Below are 15752 nucleotides of genomic sequence, written 5' to 3'. Positions count from 1 at the left end.
GGTCGATCGCACCGCCGCGACGCCGAAAGTCCTGGTCGGCAAGCGCCACGACAAGGTGGTGTTCATGCCCGGTAAATTCGTCTTTCCCGGCGGCCGCGTCGACAAGATCGACAACCGCGTTCCCGTCGCTGCGCCGATCCCCGGGGCACTTGAAGCCAATCTATTGAAGGGCAGTCCAAAGATCACGCCGTCGCGTGCCCGCGCCCTTGCGGTCGCGGCGATCCGCGAGGCCTGCGAGGAAACCGGCCTTTGTCTCGGCCGCAAGAGCAATGGCGCGCTGCCGTCACTGGACGGCGCGTGGAAGCCCTTTATCGAAGCTGGCCTGCTGCCCGACCCCTCCGGATTGTTCCTGATCGCCCGCGCCATCACTCCGCCCGGCCGGGTGCGGCGCTTCGATACAAGGTTCTTCACCGCCGACGCTTCCGCCATCGCCCATCGCGTCGAGGGCGTGATCCATGCCGATGCCGAACTGGTGGAACTGGTCTGGGTCGAACTCGGATCGCAGCCGCTGGCCGAGCTGCATCCGATGACAAAAAATGTCCTGAACGAACTCGAACGGCGGCTCGCTTTGGGACCGCTGAGCCACGACGCGGCGTTGCCGTTTTTCCATTTCTACGGCGGCAGGATGCAGAAGGATGTGCTGGGCGAATCTTGACTATAGCGTTGTTCGGAGTGCCTGCGCCGTGAGCTTTACGTGGAATTTCCAGCTAGCCGGGCCGGCGCTCGCTACCCTGCGGCCTTCAGGAAAATCCGGTCGCCGGCCGGGCATAAAAGGCAATAATCTTCTGGCCAATACGTAATGCCTTCGCGCCGGGGCATCCTTATCTGCAGTTCGGCGAACAATCAACGCGGGATCAGCCATGGCAAAACGTCAGTTGCGGCTCGGGGCCTTCATGCGGCCGGTCAGTATTCATACCGGGGCGTGGCGCTATCCCGGCGCCTGGCCGGACGCCAATTTCGATTTTGCCCACATCAAGCGGCTGATCCAGAAGCTGGAGAGCGGAAAATTCGACGCCTTCTTCATGGCCGACCATCTGGCCGTACTCAACATGCCGATCTCGGCTCTAAAACGCAGCCACACCGTGACCTCGTTCGAGCCGTTTACGCTGTTGTCGGCGCTGTCGGCAGTGACCGAGCATATCGGGCTGATCGCGACCGGCTCGACTACCTTTGATGAGCCCTATCACGTCGCCCGCCGGTTTGCCTCGCTCGATCATATCAGCGGCGGCCGGGCGGGGTGGAACATCGTCACCACCTCAAATCCGGACGCGGCGCTGAATTTTGGGAAGGAAGATCACATGGAGCATGCCGAGCGCTACAAGCGGGCGCGCGAATTCTACGATGTGGTCACCGGCCTGTGGGATTCCTTTGCCGATGACGCCTTTGTCCGCGACGTCGAAGCTGGGCTATATTTCGATCCCGCGAAGATGCACGTGCTCAATCACAAGGGAAAATATCTCAGCGTGCGCGGCCCGCTCAATATCGCCCGCCCGGTGCAGGGCTGGCCCGTGATCGTGCAGGCCGGCGCCTCGGAAGACGGCAGGCAACTTGCGGCCGAGACCGCGGAGGCCGTGTTCACCGGTGGCGGCAGTCTCGCTGACGGCCAAAAACTCTATGCCGACATCAAGGGCCGCATGGATGGACTGGGCCGCGACCCCGATCATCTGAAGATCTTGCCGGGCGCCTTTGTCGTGGTGGGCGACAGCCTCGATCATGCCAAGGAGAAACGCGCCTTGCTCGACAGCAAGGTGCACTACGACAGCGCCATCGCCTCGCTCTCGGTCATGCTCGGCACCGACGCCTCCGGCTTCGATCCCGATGGGCCGTTGCCGCCGATCCCCGAGACCAATGCCTCCAAGAGCGGCCGTCAGCGGCTGGTCGATGTCGCCGCGCGCGACAAGTTGACCGTGCGCCAGCTCGCGCAGCGCGTCGGCGGTTACGGCGGATTGTCGTTTGTCGGCACACCCGCTTTGATCGCCGATCAGATGGAGGATTGGCTGACCAGCTACGGCTGCGACGGGTTCAACATCATGTTCCCGTATCTGCCCGGGGGCCTCGACGACTTCGTCGACAAGGTGGTGCCGGAACTGCAGAAGCGCGAAATCTTCCGCACCCAGTATGAAGGCCGGACGTTGCGGGAGAATCTGGGCCTGCCGCGGCCGAAAAACCGCTTCTTCCAAGGCTAAATGCCCGGATTTTGGCGGACATTTACCTCCAAACCTTGACTTTGGGCTGATCGACGCTAGTTTCCGCGGCAACTCGCATCGCCCGATGGGCCGGCGCCCTACCCTGACATCCAGAGGTTTTAGACATGGCCAAAGCGGTCACCATCAAGATCAAGCTCGTTTCCTCGGCGGATACCGGCTTCTATTACGTCGCCAAGAAGAATTCGCGCACCATGACCGACAAGCTGGTCAAGAAGAAGTACGATCCGGTCGCGCGCAAGCACGTCGAATTCCGCGAACACAAGATCAAGTAGGTCGTCCGCAACAAACGACTGCAGATTTTCGACGGGGCCTTGCGGCCCCGTTTTTCGATTTCGGGCGCCACCGTGGAGAACTTGGGACCAAGCCGTCCGGCCTGCCTTGCTTGGCGAAGATGGTGCTTCGCGGTGCTCGCAATGACGATCTGGACTGTTTTTTTACGCCGCGGTCGCCACCACGCGGTTGCGGCCGTCGTGTTTTGCCCTGTAGAGCGCGGTGTCGGCCCGCTTCAGCACATCGGCGACCGCCTCACCCTTGATTTCCATGGTCGACAGCCCGACCGAGATGGTCACATCGATGCTGTTGGTTCCCTTGTTGACCGCGAAGGGATCGCCGGCGATCGAGCGCCGCATCCGTTCCGCGACCATGCCCGCGACATGCATGTCGGTCTCCGGCATCACAATGACAAATTCCTCGCCGCCGTAGCGGCACGCCAGATCGATGCCGCGGATCGACTTGCGGATCCGCACCGCGAATTCGCGCAGCACGTCGTCGCCGGCGTCGTGGCCGTAATTGTCGTTGATCGACTTGAAAAAATCGATGTCGAGCATCATCAGCGCCAACGGTTTGCCGCGGCTCGAGGCCTGCTCGGCCAGCGTTGCCAGATGACTTTCCATGTAGCGGCGGTTATGCAGGCCGGTCAGCGCATCGGTGATCGCCATCTCGATCGAATTCTGCACATTGTCGCGCAGCTGGTCGGAATAGCGCCGCTTGCGGATCTGGGTGCGGGCGCGCGCCAGCAACTCGTTCTTGTCGACCGGACGCAGCAGATAGTCGTTGACGCCGATTTCAAGCCCGCGCAGCAGCCGCGTGTTGTTGTCGGCATCGGCGATGGCCAGAATGGGCACATGGCGAGTGCGCTCCAGCGAGCGCGCCTGGCTGCAAAGTCTGAGGCCGTCGAAATTCTCAAGGCTGAGCGACACGATCAGAAGATCGTAATTGCCCTCGGCGGCGTGAAACAGCGCCTCCGCCGGGTTGCTTTCGACGTCGACGGTATGCTCGGTGCTCAACACCGGCGCCAGCCGCTCATAGGACGATGGCCGGTCGTCGACCAGGAGGATACGTCCGCCCTTGCCGGTCTCGGTGACCGCGCTGCGCTCCGGCGCCTGGACCCCGATCTCGAACGAGGTGATGGCGCGCATCCGCAGCTCATCGGTCATCATCTTCAGCCGCGTCAGCGAACGTACCCGCGCAACCAGCACGATGTCCGATACCGGCTTGGTCAGGAAATCGTCGGCGCCGGCCTCGAGGCCGCGGACGCGATCGGCCGGGCTGTCCAGCGCCGTGACCATGATCACCGGGATGAAATGCGTCGCCGGATTCGACTTGAGCCGGCGACAGACCTCAAATCCGTCGATATCGGGCATCATGATATCGAGCAGGATGATGTCGCACTCCGCGCGCGCGCAGATCTGCAGCGCCTCGCTGCCGCTGGAAGCGGTCAGGACATCGAAATATTCAGCCGACAGCCGTGCTTCCAAAAGCTTGACGTTGGCAGGGACGTCGTCGACGACGAGAATGCGCGCGGACATCGAACTTTCCCCTACCCGATAAACCGTCGAACGGTTTCGATAAATTTGCCGACCGAGATCGGCTTCGACAGATAGGCCTCGCAGCCTCCTTCGCGAATCCGTTCTTCATCGCCCTTCATGGCAAAGGCGGTGACCGCGACCACCGGTATCGAGCGCAGTTCCGGGTCGTCCTTGATCCAGCGCGTCACTTCGAGGCCCGACACCTGCGGCAGCTGAATGTCCATCAGGATCAGATCGGGATGCAGCGAGCGGACGAGATCGAGCGCCTCGAAGCCGTTGCTGGTCCCCGAGGTCTGATAGCCATGCGCTTCCAACAGGTCGCGAAAGAGCTTCATATTCAGCTCGTTGTCCTCGACGATCAGGACGGTTTTTGCCATCCCGCCCTCCCAATTCCGGCAAGACAGGCCCGACTTCCGGTGCATCAGGCACCGCCGCCAAAGCCTGTCGAAAAGTAAATTCAAACTAGCGCCAGACTCGCTCCAAAGTCGTTAAATTTGCGTGGTATCTTTGCGCGCCATGGTTTCCAGTTGCTTGTGTCCGATCAGCAGACTCGGGCATGCTGGTTGCAAAATAGAGACCATAAGTTACGGAAAGGCAAACATTGCGGTTGAAAAAAACTGGCAAAAACCCTCGCGAAGTGGCTGAAATCGTTGCAATTCAGGCGCTTTCCTTCATCGCCGGCGACACCGAGCGCCTGGGCCTGTTCCTGGCCGAAAGCGGAATCGGTCCGGAAACCCTGCGCACAGCCGCGACAGACCCGCATTTCCTCGGCTCGGTGCTCGATTTCGTGATGCGGGATGATGCCACCGTGAAGGCGTTCGCCAGCGCCTCGCAGCTTCATCCGACCAATATTGCCGCCGCCCGCCAGGCGCTCGGCGATCCCGAATGGGAGCGCGACGTGCCGTGAGATCAGCCAGGCCGGCGCCGGGCGGACCGACCTGCTTTTGCCGGGATTGCCTTGGCGATCTCGACAGCGCCGCCAACCGGTGCGGCCGGTGCGGTTCCCCGCGGCTGGTTCGTCACCCTGCCTTGCCCTCGCTCGCCCTGGCCCACATCGATTGCGACGCATTCTACGCGACCGTGGAAAAGCGCGACAATCCCGCGCTCGCCGACAAGCCGGTCGTCATCGGCGGCGGCAAGCGCGGCGTGGTTTCGGCGGCGTGCTACATCTCCCGCACCTATGGCGTGCGCTCGGCGATGCCGATGTTCAAGGCGCTGGCGCTGTGCCCCACAGCGATCGTGATCCGGCCTGATATGGCCAAGTATGTCAGGGTCGGCCGCGAAGTGCGCCACGCCATGCTGGCGCTGACGCCGCTGGTCGAGCCGCTGTCGATCGACGAGGCCTTTCTGGATCTGGGCGGGACGGCGCGGGTTCACGGCATGATCCCCGCAAAAGTACTGGCGCGCTTTGCACAAGCCGTCGAGCGCGACATCGGCATCACGGTGTCGGTGGGCCTGTCCTGCAACAAATTCCTGGCCAAGATCGCATCCGAGATGGACAAACCGCGCGGCTTTGCGGTGCTCGATGCGATCGAGGCCCGCGCCATGATGGCCGACAAACCGGTCGGGTTCATTTTCGGGGTCGGGCCGGCAACGCAGCAACGCCTGGCGCAGCGCGGCTTTCGCACCATCGCCGACTTGCAGCGCGCCGACGAGACCGAGCTGATGAAACAATTCCCGACTGACGGCCGCAGGCTGTGGCGGCTTTCGCGCGGTATCGACGATCGGGCCGTGGTGCCCGATCGCGGCGCCAAGACCATTTCCAGCGAAACCACGTTTGAAAACGACGTCCGAGATTTTGCCGCGTTGGAAAGGCTGCTATGGCGGCTGTCGGAGAAAGTGTCCGCGCGGCTCAAGAACGGCGATCTTGCCGGATCGACCATCACGCTGAAACTGAAGACCGCCGATTTCAGGCAGCGCACCCGCTCGCAGTCGCTTGCGGCGCCGACCCAACTGGCGACAAAAATCTTCGCGGTGACCCGGGAAATGCTGGCGAAGGAAATCGACGGCACCGCGTTCCGGCTGATGGGCACAGGCGTCAGCGCGTTGCGGCCGGGATCGCCGGCCGACGACACCGACATGCTCGACCGCCGCGCAGCGCATGCCGAACGCGCGATCGACGATCTGCGCAAACGATTCGGCGATGCCGCCGTGATCAGGGGCATCGCCTATGAAGGGCCGGAGAAGTGAGGGGTAGCGCCGCGATTTGCAGATGCCCGTCATCGCGAGGAGCCCTTGCGACGAAGCGAGCAGTCCTTGGCATGGCAAGCTATATTGCCTCGCGGAGCCAACAAAGGCGGGCACGGCGCGAAGCGCGCCCTTTGTTCCAACCCCGCCAGCTACTTACACGGCTTGGCATCCTTGACGTCGAACTTTTCCAGCAGGCCGGAAATAACGAAATCATTGTAGTCGAGCACCAGCGCCCGCGAGACGCCGTTCTCGAACAGCTCGAACGACATGGCATAGACCGGCGTCTGCTCGCCGTCCTTGGCCTTGGCGTCGCGGTCGTAATAGCTCACCGTAACCGGCCAACGCGTGAGCGATTTCATCTGATCGCTGGTGGTTGCCGGATCGGGCGCCGCGACCGCGCGGTCGCCCGATATCGGCTGCCCGATCACGGTCAGTGTGTTGTAGACCTTTTCGCCGTTGTCCGAGCCGTCATAGACCGAAAGTTCGAGCAGGGATTTGCCTTCGCGGGCCGCTTCGATGATGCGCCGGATCTGCTCGGTCGGAAACACCGTCGCCCCGTCCAGGGTAAAGGTCTTGGCTTCCGGCTCTTTCAGTTTGACGGTAATGTGGTCGCCGGTCCGCTCCGCGACTCCGTCGACCGGGCTTGAGTCGGTGTCGTTCATGCGGCTGTCGATCTTGAAGCGATAGCTCTTGCCCTCGGCATCTTCCCAGGAGGTCGAGCGCAGATCGCTCAGCGTCACCTTGCCCTCGCCGCTGCTCAGTTCCGAGACCTGGCGAAATTCCGAGGTGTAACCCTCGCAGGTGCTGCCGGAGAAATTATACAGGATGCGACCGCGCGCGCTGTCGATCGAGGCCGAGCCGCGCGATTTCATCAGGCTGAGGTCGTAAAGCGCCTGATGCGCCAGAAAGGCGGCGCCTGCCGCGGCGCCGGCGTGCCCGGCAGCGAAACCCGATCCTCCCGCGATGGCGGCCACCGTCAGCAGCAGCGATCGGGTCGGCGGCATCCGGAACCAGCAAGCCATGTGTTTTCCTTAAAAATTGTGATTTGACACGTTATTCTTCGTCCTATTGCGCCGCAACTGGGGCCACTTCACGAAAAAGTACGATTGCGAGCCGAGCTACCCGGTTTAATGGCATGGCGCCGCCGATCGGCGCTCCCTTGCAAGTGCCTCTGCGATGCGCGAAACAACGCCGGACCAGATCGGAAGTCGATCGGTCGCAGGTCAATTCAAACGGGGACGAAACATGGCGGGTACGGTCGAGCAGAAGCTTGCAGCACTGGGAATCGTCTTGCATGAACCGCCGGCGCCGGTGGCGAATTACGTCGGTTTCGTGCGCACCGGAAATCTGCTGTTCGTGTCCGGCCAGGTCTGCGTCGCCCCGGACGGCAAGCTGATCGCCAAGGGCAAGCTCGGCGCTGGCGTCACCATCGAGCAGGGCAACGCCGCAGCGCGCGGTTGCGCCATCAACCTGCTGGCGCAGATCAAGGCCGCGCTCGGCGACCTCGACAAGGTGGTTCGCGTGGTCCGGCTCGGTGGTTTTATCAATTCCGCGCCGGACTTTCTCGACGGGCCGAAGGTCTTGAACGGCGCGTCCGACCTGATGGTCGCAGCCTTCGGCGACAAAGGCCGCCACGCCCGCACCACTGTCGGCGTCGCCTCCCTCCCTGCCGACGCGGCGGTCGAGGTCGAAGGGCTTTTCGAGGTCTCCTAGCGGAACTGTCCGCGTGCGCGCACCGAACTGGCTGACGGCGCGGCCGGTGGCCCATCGCGGCCTGCATGACTTTGCGCGGGGTATTATCGAAAACATGCCGGCCGCGGCCTTGGCTGCGATTTCAGGCAATTTCAGCATCGAATGCGATATCCAGCTCGCCGCCGACGGCGAGGCCATGGTGCACCATGACGACACACTGGGCCGCCTGACCGCAGGCAGCGGTGCGCTGCTGGGGATGACCGCCGCGGAACTGAAGGCGATCAGGTTCAAGGATACGCCGGAGCGGATGATGTCGCTCGCCGACCTCTGCGCACTGGTCGATGGCCGGGTGCCGCTGGTGATCGAGGTCAAGAGCCATTTCGATGGCGACCGCAAACTGGTGGCGCGGATGGCGGAGGTGCTCACCGGCTACAAGGGACCCGCGGTCGGGATGTCGTTCGATCCCGACCAGGTGCTGGCGCTGCGTGAAAGGATGCCGCTTTTGCCCCGCGGCATCATTGCCCAACGCAATTATGACGACGATTACTGGAGCAAGCTTTGGCCGGAACAGCGCCGGGGCATGCTGCATCTTCGCCACGCCTGGCGCACCCGGCCGCATTTTGTGGCTTTTTGGGTCGAGGAGTTACAGGCGCCTGCGCCCTGGATCGCGCGCAACCTGTTCGGCCTGCCGCTACTCACCTGGACCGTGCGCACGCCGGAGCAGCGCGAGCGCGCCGCCCGCTACGCCGATCAGATCATCTTCGAGGGCTTTCGCCCTTGAACCCAGGGCATGCGCAAGGCGCCCTTGCGATCTTCGCTGCAATGCACGATCTTGCAGGGATCACTTTGTTGCAGGGGTCACCACGTGCGATGGCCGTTCGTAAGGCGTGACCGGTTCAGATTGTCGATGGATTCGTCCGAAATAAGCCTGGAAGCCGTTTCGTCCATCAGCCGGATAGCGGCCGAGGATTGGGATGCCTGCGCTAATCCGGCCTCGCCCCCAGATACCATCGGCGGCCTCGACAAGCTCGCTTCACGCGACCCGGCGGCCGTTTCCTGCGCCAGATCAGCCTCCCGCTATAACCCGTTTGTTTCCCATGCTTTTCTCTCAGCGTTGGAAGAGTCGGGCTCGGCCTGCGCGCGGACCGGTTGGGGACCGCGCCACCTCGTGGCGAGGCTGCGGGACACCATCGTCGGCATCGTGCCCTGTTATCTGAAATCGCACTCGCGGGGCGAATATGTATTCGACCGCGGCTGGGCCGATGCCTTCGAACGCGCCGGCGGCCGCTATTATCCGAAACTGCAGGTCTCGGTTCCCTTTACTCCAGCTACCGGCCCGCGCCTGCTGGTCCGGGAGAATGCCGACCAGGAGCGCATCCGCAGCGTGCTGGCGAATGGCCTCGTCGCGCTGTGTGAGCTATCCGAAGCCTCGTCCGTTCACGTCACCTTTGCGCGCGAAGCGGAATGGCAGCACCTCGCCGGTCATCGCTTCCTGCAGCGGACCGACCAGCAGTTTCACTGGCACAACCGGGATTACCAAAATTTTGATGATTTCCTCGCCACGCTGAATTCGCGCCACCGCAAGGCGATCAAGCGCGAGCGGCGCGATGCTGTGGCCAATGGCATCACGATCCACGCGCTGACCGGCAGCGACATCACTGAAGAGGCCTGGGACGCCTTCTTTGATTTCTACATGGAGACCGGTTCACGCAAATGGGGCCGGCCCTATCTGACCCGCACGTTCTTTTCGCTGATCGGCGAGAGCATGCCTGAGGACGTGCTGCTGGTGATGGCAAGGCGCAGTGGCCGCTGGATCGCCGGCGCCATCAATTTCATCGGCGCCGACACGCTGTTCGGGCGCAACTGGGGCGCGGTCGAGCATCATCCCTTCCTGCATTTCGAGGTCTGCTACTACCAGGCCATCGACTTTGCCATTGCGCGCGGCCTGAAAACGGTCGAGGCCGGCGCGCAGGGCGAGCACAAGATCGCGCGCGGCTACCTGCCGCAAAACACCTATTCGGCGCATTACATTGCCGACCCCGGCCTGCGCCGCGCCATCTCGGACTATCTGAAGCGCGAACGCGCTTTTGTCGCCGAAGCCGCGCGCGAACTCACCGAGGCCGGGCCGTTTCGCAAAACCGGTGACGAGGAAACTTGACCGCTTCGCAAGCGGCGGCGAAAGTGGAGTCAGAGGAGCCGCGCCATGTCCGCCTATGACAGCAATAACCCGTTCGCAAAAATCCTGCGGGGCGAGTTTCCCTGTTACAAGGTCTATGAGAACGACCATGTGCTGGCCTTTCTCGACATCATGCCCAGGTGTCCCGGACATGCCCTGGTGATCCCCAAGGCCCCGGCGCGCAACATCCTCGATATCTCCCCGGAAGACTTCGCCCATGTCGCGCGCGCCGCCCGGACAATTGCCCGGGCCGCGATGACCGCCTTCAAGGCCGACGGCATCACGCTACAGCAATTCAGCGAACCTGCCGGCGGCCAGGTGGTGTTTCATTTACATGTGCATGTGATGCCACGGCATGAGGGGGTGGCGCTGCTGCCGCCCGCGAGCCGCAAGGAAGCTGCAAAAGTGCTGGAGGAGAACGCGTCGAAGCTGGTGGCGGCGTTGAAATAACCGCGCGCCGTTATTGCGAGCGCAAGCGAAAGCAATCCATAGCCACGGGTGAAGCATGGATTGCTTCGGCCCTTTGCGCCTCGCAATGACGATGGCAGCATCTCACTCCGCCTCGACATCCCCTCGCTTCTGCGCCGCCAGCGGCGAGAACTCGCAGCGGTCCGGCTTCAGATCCAGCAGCGGGGTTTCGTCGAGGCAGTCGAGGCCGCGTACCAGCACGGTTGCGCCCTCGATGCCGACCAGCCTGACGATCGAGGTGCCAATCGGGTTCGGCCGCACCGGGGAGCGCAGCGAAAAGGTGCCTCGCGTGGATCCGTTCTTTTTTGGGCTCTGCAGCACCAGATCGCGGCGCGAGCGGTGCAGCCAGTAGATCACCTCGAGATTACTGTAGAAATCCACGCCCTGCAGCGCCGGCACCCAGGGATCAAAGATCTCAAGCCGGCAGACCGGGCCGTCGTGACGCCCCTGTCGCGGGGCATCCTCCCGCGAGATCCAGGGCGTGCGGATGCGGCCAATGAAGATCAGCCCGGCATCGCGCACAGCGGGCATCTCGACCGCCAATTCGCCATCGCGAAGATTATTCTCTGCAGACATCTCGTTCTCGAACCATCTTTCAATCCAGTGGGATATTCTACGCCTTGATGATGCCTGCCCATCGCGCCCGGTCGGCCGCGATGAAATGCGCGATATCAGCGGCGCCGCGCGAACCGAACACCGGAAAGCCCGATCTTTTCCAGCGAAGCGCGAAAGGCGTCGTCGTTCAGCGCATGGTCGAGGCTTAGGCCGATCCTTCGCACTGTTTCGTCCCGCAGCTTTGCAGGCGCCGGAATACCATACCAGACGCAGATTTCCAGGCGATCGGGAAAGGCGTGACTCCGAAAGACCGTTCCTGCCACTACTTTTGCCCTTGTTAATACAAGAGATTAACAGGTTGAAGGTATTATTATACTGTAGTCGTGCGAAAGCAAAGGCTTTCCGCATGCGCACATCCTGTCATGGCGCGATCCACAGGGTTCAGCCTCTGACGTTCCAGTTCTTCAGCACGAAACAGGCGCCGCCGGCGCGACGGATGCGGTTGCACAGATCGTCGGCTTCGGGGCGGGTGTCGGCGCCGATCCGCACCTGATAGAAGGGCTGATTGCCCCGGCTGCGCATCACCGAGCTCAGAAGGCTGGGATCCTGATCGCCGATCACCGCGCTCAGCCGCTTCATGGCGCGGGCATACATCGCCAGGGCCTGATCGCGGTTGAAGCCGGCGGCGAGCTGCACACCCCAGAGCTTGGCCGCCGCCAAGTTTACATGCGCTTCGAGCTCGGTGACGAATGGATTGGGCGCGCGCTTCAACAAAGCCATCAATTCGCGGCAACCGGAATTTGTAGTGCGGTCGGGCAGCTTCGCGTTTTTCCCGGCCGCAGCCCAAGTATCCACGGTGGCACCGGTGATAGCGACCACGTAATGGCGGGTCTCATCCGGCATTGGGCCGGTCCCGGCCAGCCATTCCTGCACCCGCCGCGGTCCGGCATTATAGGCCGCCGCCGCCAGCCCGAGATTGCCGAACTGCTCGCGCAACTCGCGCAAGAATTGCGCGGATTTCGGCAGCGCCTGCACCGGGTCGAAGGGATCGAGCAGGCGGCGCTCGCTGGCCGTTCCCGGCATGAATTGCGCGATGCCCTGGGCACGCTGGCCGCTCCGCGTCAGCGGTCCTACGGCATCGCTTTGAAAGCGGCTTTCCTGCCAGATCACGCGGGCAAAAAACTCCAGCGGCAGGCCGTTGGCCGTGGCCGCCGATTCGATCATCAGACAGATCGCCTCGCGCGTGTCGGTTTCCCGCCCGGCCGCTGCGGTCTTGCCTTCATCGGTGGGAAGCGCCAGTTCCTCGACGCTCGGCCGCACGGTCCGCGCCGCCGCATCCCCCGCCAAGCCATGCGCGGCCGGCAACAGCAGCGTCACGACGACGGCGCAAAGCTGAACATGCCGACCGATCACCGTTCGCACCGCCATGTCTGATTCCCCGGGGATCCGTTTGACCCACCCATCGGACCGCCCAGCTATCTAGCAATGGTGGCGCGCGAGTGGGAGCGCAAGACATGATGCGCCAAGGATATCGACGAGCACGCCGCGGTGCCGCGATTCCTGATCAGTGATTTTCCGCTCGGCAATTCCGCGGGCAAGCCGTACGATCCGTCCTCGCAAGGCGCCACGCTCGAACTCGCGCCGCGCGTATTGGAAACCGCGCCGGCGCCGCAAACCACGGTGCAATCGCCACACTGCGCTGAAGCGCGGACGCCGCCTGGAAGCGCGACTACAACAATGGGGCCCCGCTGAGCGCCGAAGCGCTGCCGCGGCGGCGGCGCGAATTCGACGCCCAGAAGGAAATCGCTCGCGGGCGGCGCCGCAGTCCTTCTTGAATTTACCTTAAGGACAGCATTCCAAAGCTCCGCTTTTGCACCGCCAGATTTCTGGATATGGTAGGCAATCTGTTACCGGAGCATAGAAAGTGCTTGAGAGACGCCAGACCGCGCGCGCCCGCGTGATTTTTCACGGCCGCATCGTTTACCATGACCGCCTGTCGACGATCGACTGCGTCGTCCGCAATTTTTCCGACGACGGCGTCAAGATCGAATTCGATAATTTAGCCCTGTTGCCCGACGAAATTGATCTCTTCATCGCAAAAAAAAACCACTCGTTTCGCGCCAAGCTGGCGTGGCGCTGTGTTAATCAGGCCGGCTTGACCTTTCGCCCTGTAGCCCGAACCGACGTGATCCCGCTGGATTGGGCGCGGCGGCTGCGTTGTTCCGAACAGGAACGGCACAAACTGCAGCTCAAAATGGCTGAACTTCTGTCTGAACACTGAATGCCGCACCACCAATGCGACTGGACAGGACAGCGTTTCGAGCCTTTCTCGCCGCCGAAGCCGGCGCCGCCGGGCTTGAATATGTGATCATCGCCGCGGGCGTCGGGCTGGTGCTATGTGCCGCATTGTGCGTCGCTCAAGGCGTGGTCGTGGGAGAGTTCGAGGCCGTTGACAAGGCCCTGAAGCATCTGAATGGCTATTGACGCGCCCACGTTTGGCGCGGGTGGCAAGACAATTCCGTTGCCCTCGCGTTCAAGTTGGAGGCTCGACCGGAGTCGCAGGTCACCGATCTCGAACGACGGCTGCGCAAGTTTCCTTGATCTGCCTCAATTCCGCGCATGGCGGCAATGGCAGTCTCGCAAATGAACGATCCGGGCAATCCCGATGCGCAAGTTTGGAATGAAGGCCGTCTTCGCATTGCTTACAATAGACCGAGCGGCGAACAAACGGCTCGACTGGGATCGCGTCATCCTGATTTTCTCGACCGCCGTGACCGTCGGCCTTGTCGCGCTGTACGCCTTCGGCAAGGCCACCTCGCGCTGGTAATGCGGCGGTGCCACCCGAGAGAGGGAGCGAACTCAGACCGAAGAGGTCTCATGTCTCACCCGCTGGATCCGGTGACAGGGACTTTTCTGACGGAAGCCTTGAAGCGAGCCCGTCCCCGGCCTATGGAACCCGCAAAACCCTGACCGGTTGGCCCGGTGCCGGTCAGTTCGCGGTTTCCACCCCAAGGCAACTCACGGCAAGCTGGCAGCCGTCGATGCAGAACTCGAGGAGAGGGTTCGCCAGATGTCTTCCGCTGTCACCGAGCATCCCGATGGCCTGCCGCGGCCGCAACGCAATCGGGCCATCCTGACGATCGCGCTCGGTCTGATCATGGCGGTGATGGACGGCGCCATCGCCAATGTCGCGCTGCCGACGATCGCCAGGAATCTCGACGCGGCTCCAGCGTTTTCGATCTGGATCGTCAACGGCTATCAGCTGGCGATTACGATTTCGCTGCTGCCGCTGGCCTCGCTCGGCGAAATCATCGGCTATCGCCGCGTCTATCTGGCGGGGCTCATGCTGTTCACGCTCGCATCGCTGTTTTGCGCGCTATCGCACACGCTGCTGTTGCTGACGGTAGCGCGCATTGTGCAGGGATTTGGTGCGGCCGGGATCTTGAGTGTCAACACGGCGCTGGTCCGCTTCACCTATCCCCACGCTCTGCTTGGCCGTGGTATCGGCTTCAATGCCCTGGTGGTCGCCGTCTCCGCAGCGGTCGGACCAACGGTGGCCGCGGCGATCCTGGCGGTAGGCACATGGCCTTATTTGTTTGCCGTCAACATCCCGATCGGCATCGCGGCGCTGGCCTTGGGCTCGCGATGCCTGCCGCACACCAATCGCGCCGGTCACGCCTTCGATTGGCAAAGCGCTGGCCTGAGCGCCATCACCTTCGGTCTTGGCATCGCGGCCATTGACAGCGCCGGCCATGGCGAGGCCCCCTCCCTTTATCTGGCGGAGTTTGCCATCGCCACTGCCGCCGGCTTCCTGCTGGTGCAGCGGCAGACCCACATGTCTTCGCCGTTACTGCCTGTGGATCTTTTGCGCATTCCTGTTTTCGCGCTGTCGATCGGAACCTCGATTGCTTCCTTCTGCGGCCAGATGCTGGCCTTTGTCGCAATCCCCTTCTACCTGGAGAGCCGCTTCGGATATTCGGCGGTCCAGATCGGGCTTTTGATCACGCCCTGGCCGATTACCGTCGCTTTCGCAGCGCCGTTGGCCGGGCGGCTGGTCGAGCGCCACTCGGCCGGCCTGTTGGGCGGCGTCGGACTGCTGCTGTTCGCCCTGGGCCTCGGCACGCTGGCGCTGTTGCCAGATAATCCCTCGATCGCCGACGTGGTATGGCGCATGGCGCTGAGCGGCGCCGGCTTTGGCCTGTTCCAGACCCCCAACAACCGCACCATGATCGCGGCAGCTCCGCGTGAGCGGAGCGGCGGCGCCAGCGGCCTGCTCGGGACCGCCCGTCTTTTGGGGCAAACGACCGGCGCGGCTCTGGTCGCGCTGTTTCTGGCGCGCTATCCGGCGCAGGGTACTCGGTACGCGCTGCTGGCCGGCGCCGGCTTTGCCCTGCTCGGCGCAGCGCTCAGCATGCTGAGGCTGTCTTCGGTGGGCGCACAAGGCCTCGAACGGGTGCGGGTCCATGAGGGCCAGCGTCTGAAAGGCGAGTGACCGTAAAGTGTCGTCGCGCCTCACGCGCGCAGCTTCGAGCCATCGCGCTTTCGCAAGGACTTGTCGCTTCGCGGTTTGGTAACGCGACAGAGCATCTCCACGGTCTTTGCCGTCTGCGGTCCGAATTCCTCAATCGGCACCGGCCGTCCGAACAGATAGCCCTG

Annotated in this window: 18 protein-coding genes and 1 pseudogene; 14 read left to right on the top strand and 5 right to left on the bottom strand. The window is 62.9% G+C overall.

Going from position 1 to position 15752, the window contains the following annotated elements:
* The 3 genes from ABSG20_RS13260 to rpmG all read left to right on the top strand — a co-directional run.
* A partial coding sequence (locus ABSG20_RS13260) for an NUDIX hydrolase (protein ID WP_423864958.1) occupies nucleotides 1-655 on the top strand: 655 nt, incomplete at its 5' end.
* Between the two features lie 205 nt (nucleotides 656-860).
* Entirely contained in the window at nucleotides 861-2186 is a 1326-nt protein-coding gene (locus ABSG20_RS13255) for an LLM class flavin-dependent oxidoreductase (protein ID WP_423864957.1), read from the top strand.
* A gap of 125 nt (nucleotides 2187-2311) precedes the next feature.
* Nucleotides 2312-2479 carry a 50S ribosomal protein L33 gene (rpmG, locus tag ABSG20_RS13250; protein WP_423864956.1) on the top strand — a complete coding sequence of 56 codons (168 nt, stop codon included), beginning with the start codon at nucleotides 2312-2314 and terminating at the stop codon, nucleotides 2477-2479.
* A 162-nt stretch (nucleotides 2480-2641) separates the two neighbouring features.
* Here the strand turns inward: rpmG and ABSG20_RS13245 are convergent, their stop codons facing one another.
* Nucleotides 2642-4015: a PleD family two-component system response regulator gene (locus tag ABSG20_RS13245; RefSeq protein WP_423864955.1), complete on the bottom strand. Its 1374-nt coding sequence runs from the start codon at nucleotides 4013-4015 to the stop codon at nucleotides 2642-2644.
* Nucleotides 4016-4026: 11 nt separating this feature from the next.
* Nucleotides 4027-4392, bottom strand: coding sequence for a response regulator (locus ABSG20_RS13240; protein ID WP_423864954.1), 366 nt, complete (start codon nucleotides 4390-4392; stop codon nucleotides 4027-4029).
* A 230-nt stretch (nucleotides 4393-4622) separates the two neighbouring features.
* Between ABSG20_RS13240 and ABSG20_RS13235 the strand changes: the two genes are divergently transcribed.
* Nucleotides 4623-4922, top strand: coding sequence for a DUF3572 domain-containing protein (locus ABSG20_RS13235; protein ID WP_423864953.1), 300 nt, complete (start codon nucleotides 4623-4625; stop codon nucleotides 4920-4922).
* Nucleotides 4901-6205: a DNA polymerase IV gene (locus ABSG20_RS13230; RefSeq protein WP_423864952.1), complete on the top strand. Its 1305-nt coding sequence runs from the start codon at nucleotides 4901-4903 to the stop codon at nucleotides 6203-6205. The genes ABSG20_RS13235 and ABSG20_RS13230 overlap by 22 nt, the downstream gene beginning before the upstream one ends.
* A gap of 149 nt (nucleotides 6206-6354) precedes the next feature.
* Here ABSG20_RS13230 and ABSG20_RS13225 read toward each other — a convergent pair whose 3' ends face one another.
* Nucleotides 6355-7227 carry a cell envelope integrity EipB family protein gene (locus tag ABSG20_RS13225; protein ID WP_423864951.1) on the bottom strand — a complete coding sequence of 291 codons (873 nt, stop codon included), beginning with the start codon at nucleotides 7225-7227 and terminating at the stop codon, nucleotides 6355-6357.
* A 223-nt stretch (nucleotides 7228-7450) separates the two neighbouring features.
* On the opposite strand from ABSG20_RS13225, the gene ABSG20_RS13220 reads away from it, so the two are divergent.
* From ABSG20_RS13220 to ABSG20_RS13205, 4 genes are all read left to right on the top strand, one after another.
* Complete coding sequence (locus ABSG20_RS13220; RefSeq protein WP_423864950.1) at nucleotides 7451-7918, top strand: RidA family protein; 468 nt, start codon at nucleotides 7451-7453, stop codon at nucleotides 7916-7918.
* A 13-nt stretch (nucleotides 7919-7931) separates the two neighbouring features.
* Entirely contained in the window at nucleotides 7932-8678 is a 747-nt protein-coding gene (locus tag ABSG20_RS13215) for a glycerophosphodiester phosphodiesterase (RefSeq protein WP_423864949.1), read from the top strand.
* 126 nt (nucleotides 8679-8804) lie between these two features.
* Nucleotides 8805-10055 carry a GNAT family N-acetyltransferase gene (locus ABSG20_RS13210; protein WP_423864948.1) on the top strand — a complete coding sequence of 417 codons (1251 nt, stop codon included), beginning with the start codon at nucleotides 8805-8807 and terminating at the stop codon, nucleotides 10053-10055.
* Nucleotides 10056-10100: 45 nt separating this feature from the next.
* Nucleotides 10101-10523 carry an HIT family protein gene (locus ABSG20_RS13205; protein WP_423864947.1) on the top strand — a complete coding sequence of 141 codons (423 nt, stop codon included), beginning with the start codon at nucleotides 10101-10103 and terminating at the stop codon, nucleotides 10521-10523.
* 102 nt (nucleotides 10524-10625) lie between these two features.
* Here ABSG20_RS13205 and tsaA read toward each other — a convergent pair whose 3' ends face one another.
* The gene (tsaA, locus tag ABSG20_RS13200) at nucleotides 10626-11117 is read right to left on the bottom strand and encodes a tRNA (N6-threonylcarbamoyladenosine(37)-N6)-methyltransferase TrmO (RefSeq protein WP_423864946.1); all 492 of its coding nucleotides are present in this window, start codon (nucleotides 11115-11117) and stop codon (nucleotides 10626-10628) included.
* 420 nt (nucleotides 11118-11537) lie between these two features.
* Nucleotides 11538-12524, bottom strand: coding sequence for a lytic transglycosylase domain-containing protein (locus ABSG20_RS13195; RefSeq protein ID WP_423864945.1), 987 nt, complete (start codon nucleotides 12522-12524; stop codon nucleotides 11538-11540).
* Between the two features lie 90 nt (nucleotides 12525-12614).
* On the opposite strand from ABSG20_RS13195, the pseudogene ABSG20_RS13190 reads away from it, so the two are divergent.
* From ABSG20_RS13190 to ABSG20_RS13170, 5 genes and pseudogenes are all read left to right on the top strand, one after another.
* A pseudogene (locus ABSG20_RS13190) lies at nucleotides 12615-12931 on the top strand (glycine reductase); the annotation flags it as partial.
* 89 nt (nucleotides 12932-13020) lie between these two features.
* On the top strand, nucleotides 13021-13377 hold the full coding sequence (locus tag ABSG20_RS13185) for a PilZ domain-containing protein (RefSeq protein WP_423864944.1): 357 nt from the start codon (nucleotides 13021-13023) through the stop codon (nucleotides 13375-13377).
* 14 nt (nucleotides 13378-13391) lie between these two features.
* Nucleotides 13392-13580, top strand: a complete 189-nt coding sequence (locus ABSG20_RS13180; protein WP_423864943.1) for a hypothetical protein — start codon at nucleotides 13392-13394, stop codon at nucleotides 13578-13580.
* A 181-nt stretch (nucleotides 13581-13761) separates the two neighbouring features.
* Entirely contained in the window at nucleotides 13762-13923 is a 162-nt protein-coding gene (locus ABSG20_RS13175; protein WP_423864942.1) for a hypothetical protein, read from the top strand.
* Between the two features lie 243 nt (nucleotides 13924-14166).
* Nucleotides 14167-15588, top strand: a complete 1422-nt coding sequence (locus ABSG20_RS13170) for an MFS transporter (RefSeq protein WP_423864941.1) — start codon at nucleotides 14167-14169, stop codon at nucleotides 15586-15588.
* Nucleotides 15589-15752: the final 164 nt, after the last annotated feature.

This window comes from Bradyrhizobium sp., assembly GCF_049512235.1.
In the GTDB taxonomy this organism is placed as follows: Bacteria; Pseudomonadota; Alphaproteobacteria; order Rhizobiales; family Xanthobacteraceae; genus Bradyrhizobium.
Note: the sequence above shows the minus strand (reverse complement) of the source record. Positions and strands in the feature narration are given on the sequence as shown.

Excerpts from the sequence above, each read along its gene's own strand:
- tsaA (WP_423864946.1), bottom strand. The coding sequence starts at position 11,117 with ATGTCTGCAGAGAATAATCTTCGCGATGGCGAATTGGCGGTCGAGATG.
- ABSG20_RS13195 (WP_423864945.1), bottom strand. The coding sequence starts at position 12,524 with ATGGCGGTGCGAACGGTGATCGGTCGGCATGTTCAGCTTTGCGCCGTC.
- ABSG20_RS13175 (WP_423864942.1), top strand. The coding sequence starts at position 13,762 with ATGCGCAAGTTTGGAATGAAGGCCGTCTTCGCATTGCTTACAATAGAC.
- ABSG20_RS13170 (WP_423864941.1), top strand. The coding sequence starts at position 14,167 with ATGTCTTCCGCTGTCACCGAGCATCCCGATGGCCTGCCGCGGCCGCAA.
- ABSG20_RS13255 (WP_423864957.1), top strand. The coding sequence starts at position 861 with ATGGCAAAACGTCAGTTGCGGCTCGGGGCCTTCATGCGGCCGGTCAGT.
- ABSG20_RS13225 (WP_423864951.1), bottom strand. The coding sequence starts at position 7,227 with ATGGCTTGCTGGTTCCGGATGCCGCCGACCCGATCGCTGCTGCTGACG.
- rpmG (WP_423864956.1), top strand. The coding sequence starts at position 2,312 with ATGGCCAAAGCGGTCACCATCAAGATCAAGCTCGTTTCCTCGGCGGAT.
- ABSG20_RS13240 (WP_423864954.1), bottom strand. The coding sequence starts at position 4,392 with ATGGCAAAAACCGTCCTGATCGTCGAGGACAACGAGCTGAATATGAAG.
- ABSG20_RS13245 (WP_423864955.1), bottom strand. The coding sequence starts at position 4,015 with ATGTCCGCGCGCATTCTCGTCGTCGACGACGTCCCTGCCAACGTCAAG.
- ABSG20_RS13205 (WP_423864947.1), top strand. The coding sequence starts at position 10,101 with ATGTCCGCCTATGACAGCAATAACCCGTTCGCAAAAATCCTGCGGGGC.
- ABSG20_RS13220 (WP_423864950.1), top strand. The coding sequence starts at position 7,451 with ATGGCGGGTACGGTCGAGCAGAAGCTTGCAGCACTGGGAATCGTCTTG.
- ABSG20_RS13180 (WP_423864943.1), top strand. The coding sequence starts at position 13,392 with ATGCGACTGGACAGGACAGCGTTTCGAGCCTTTCTCGCCGCCGAAGCC.
- ABSG20_RS13230 (WP_423864952.1), top strand. The coding sequence starts at position 4,901 with ATGGGAGCGCGACGTGCCGTGAGATCAGCCAGGCCGGCGCCGGGCGGA.
- ABSG20_RS13210 (WP_423864948.1), top strand. The coding sequence starts at position 8,805 with ATGGATTCGTCCGAAATAAGCCTGGAAGCCGTTTCGTCCATCAGCCGG.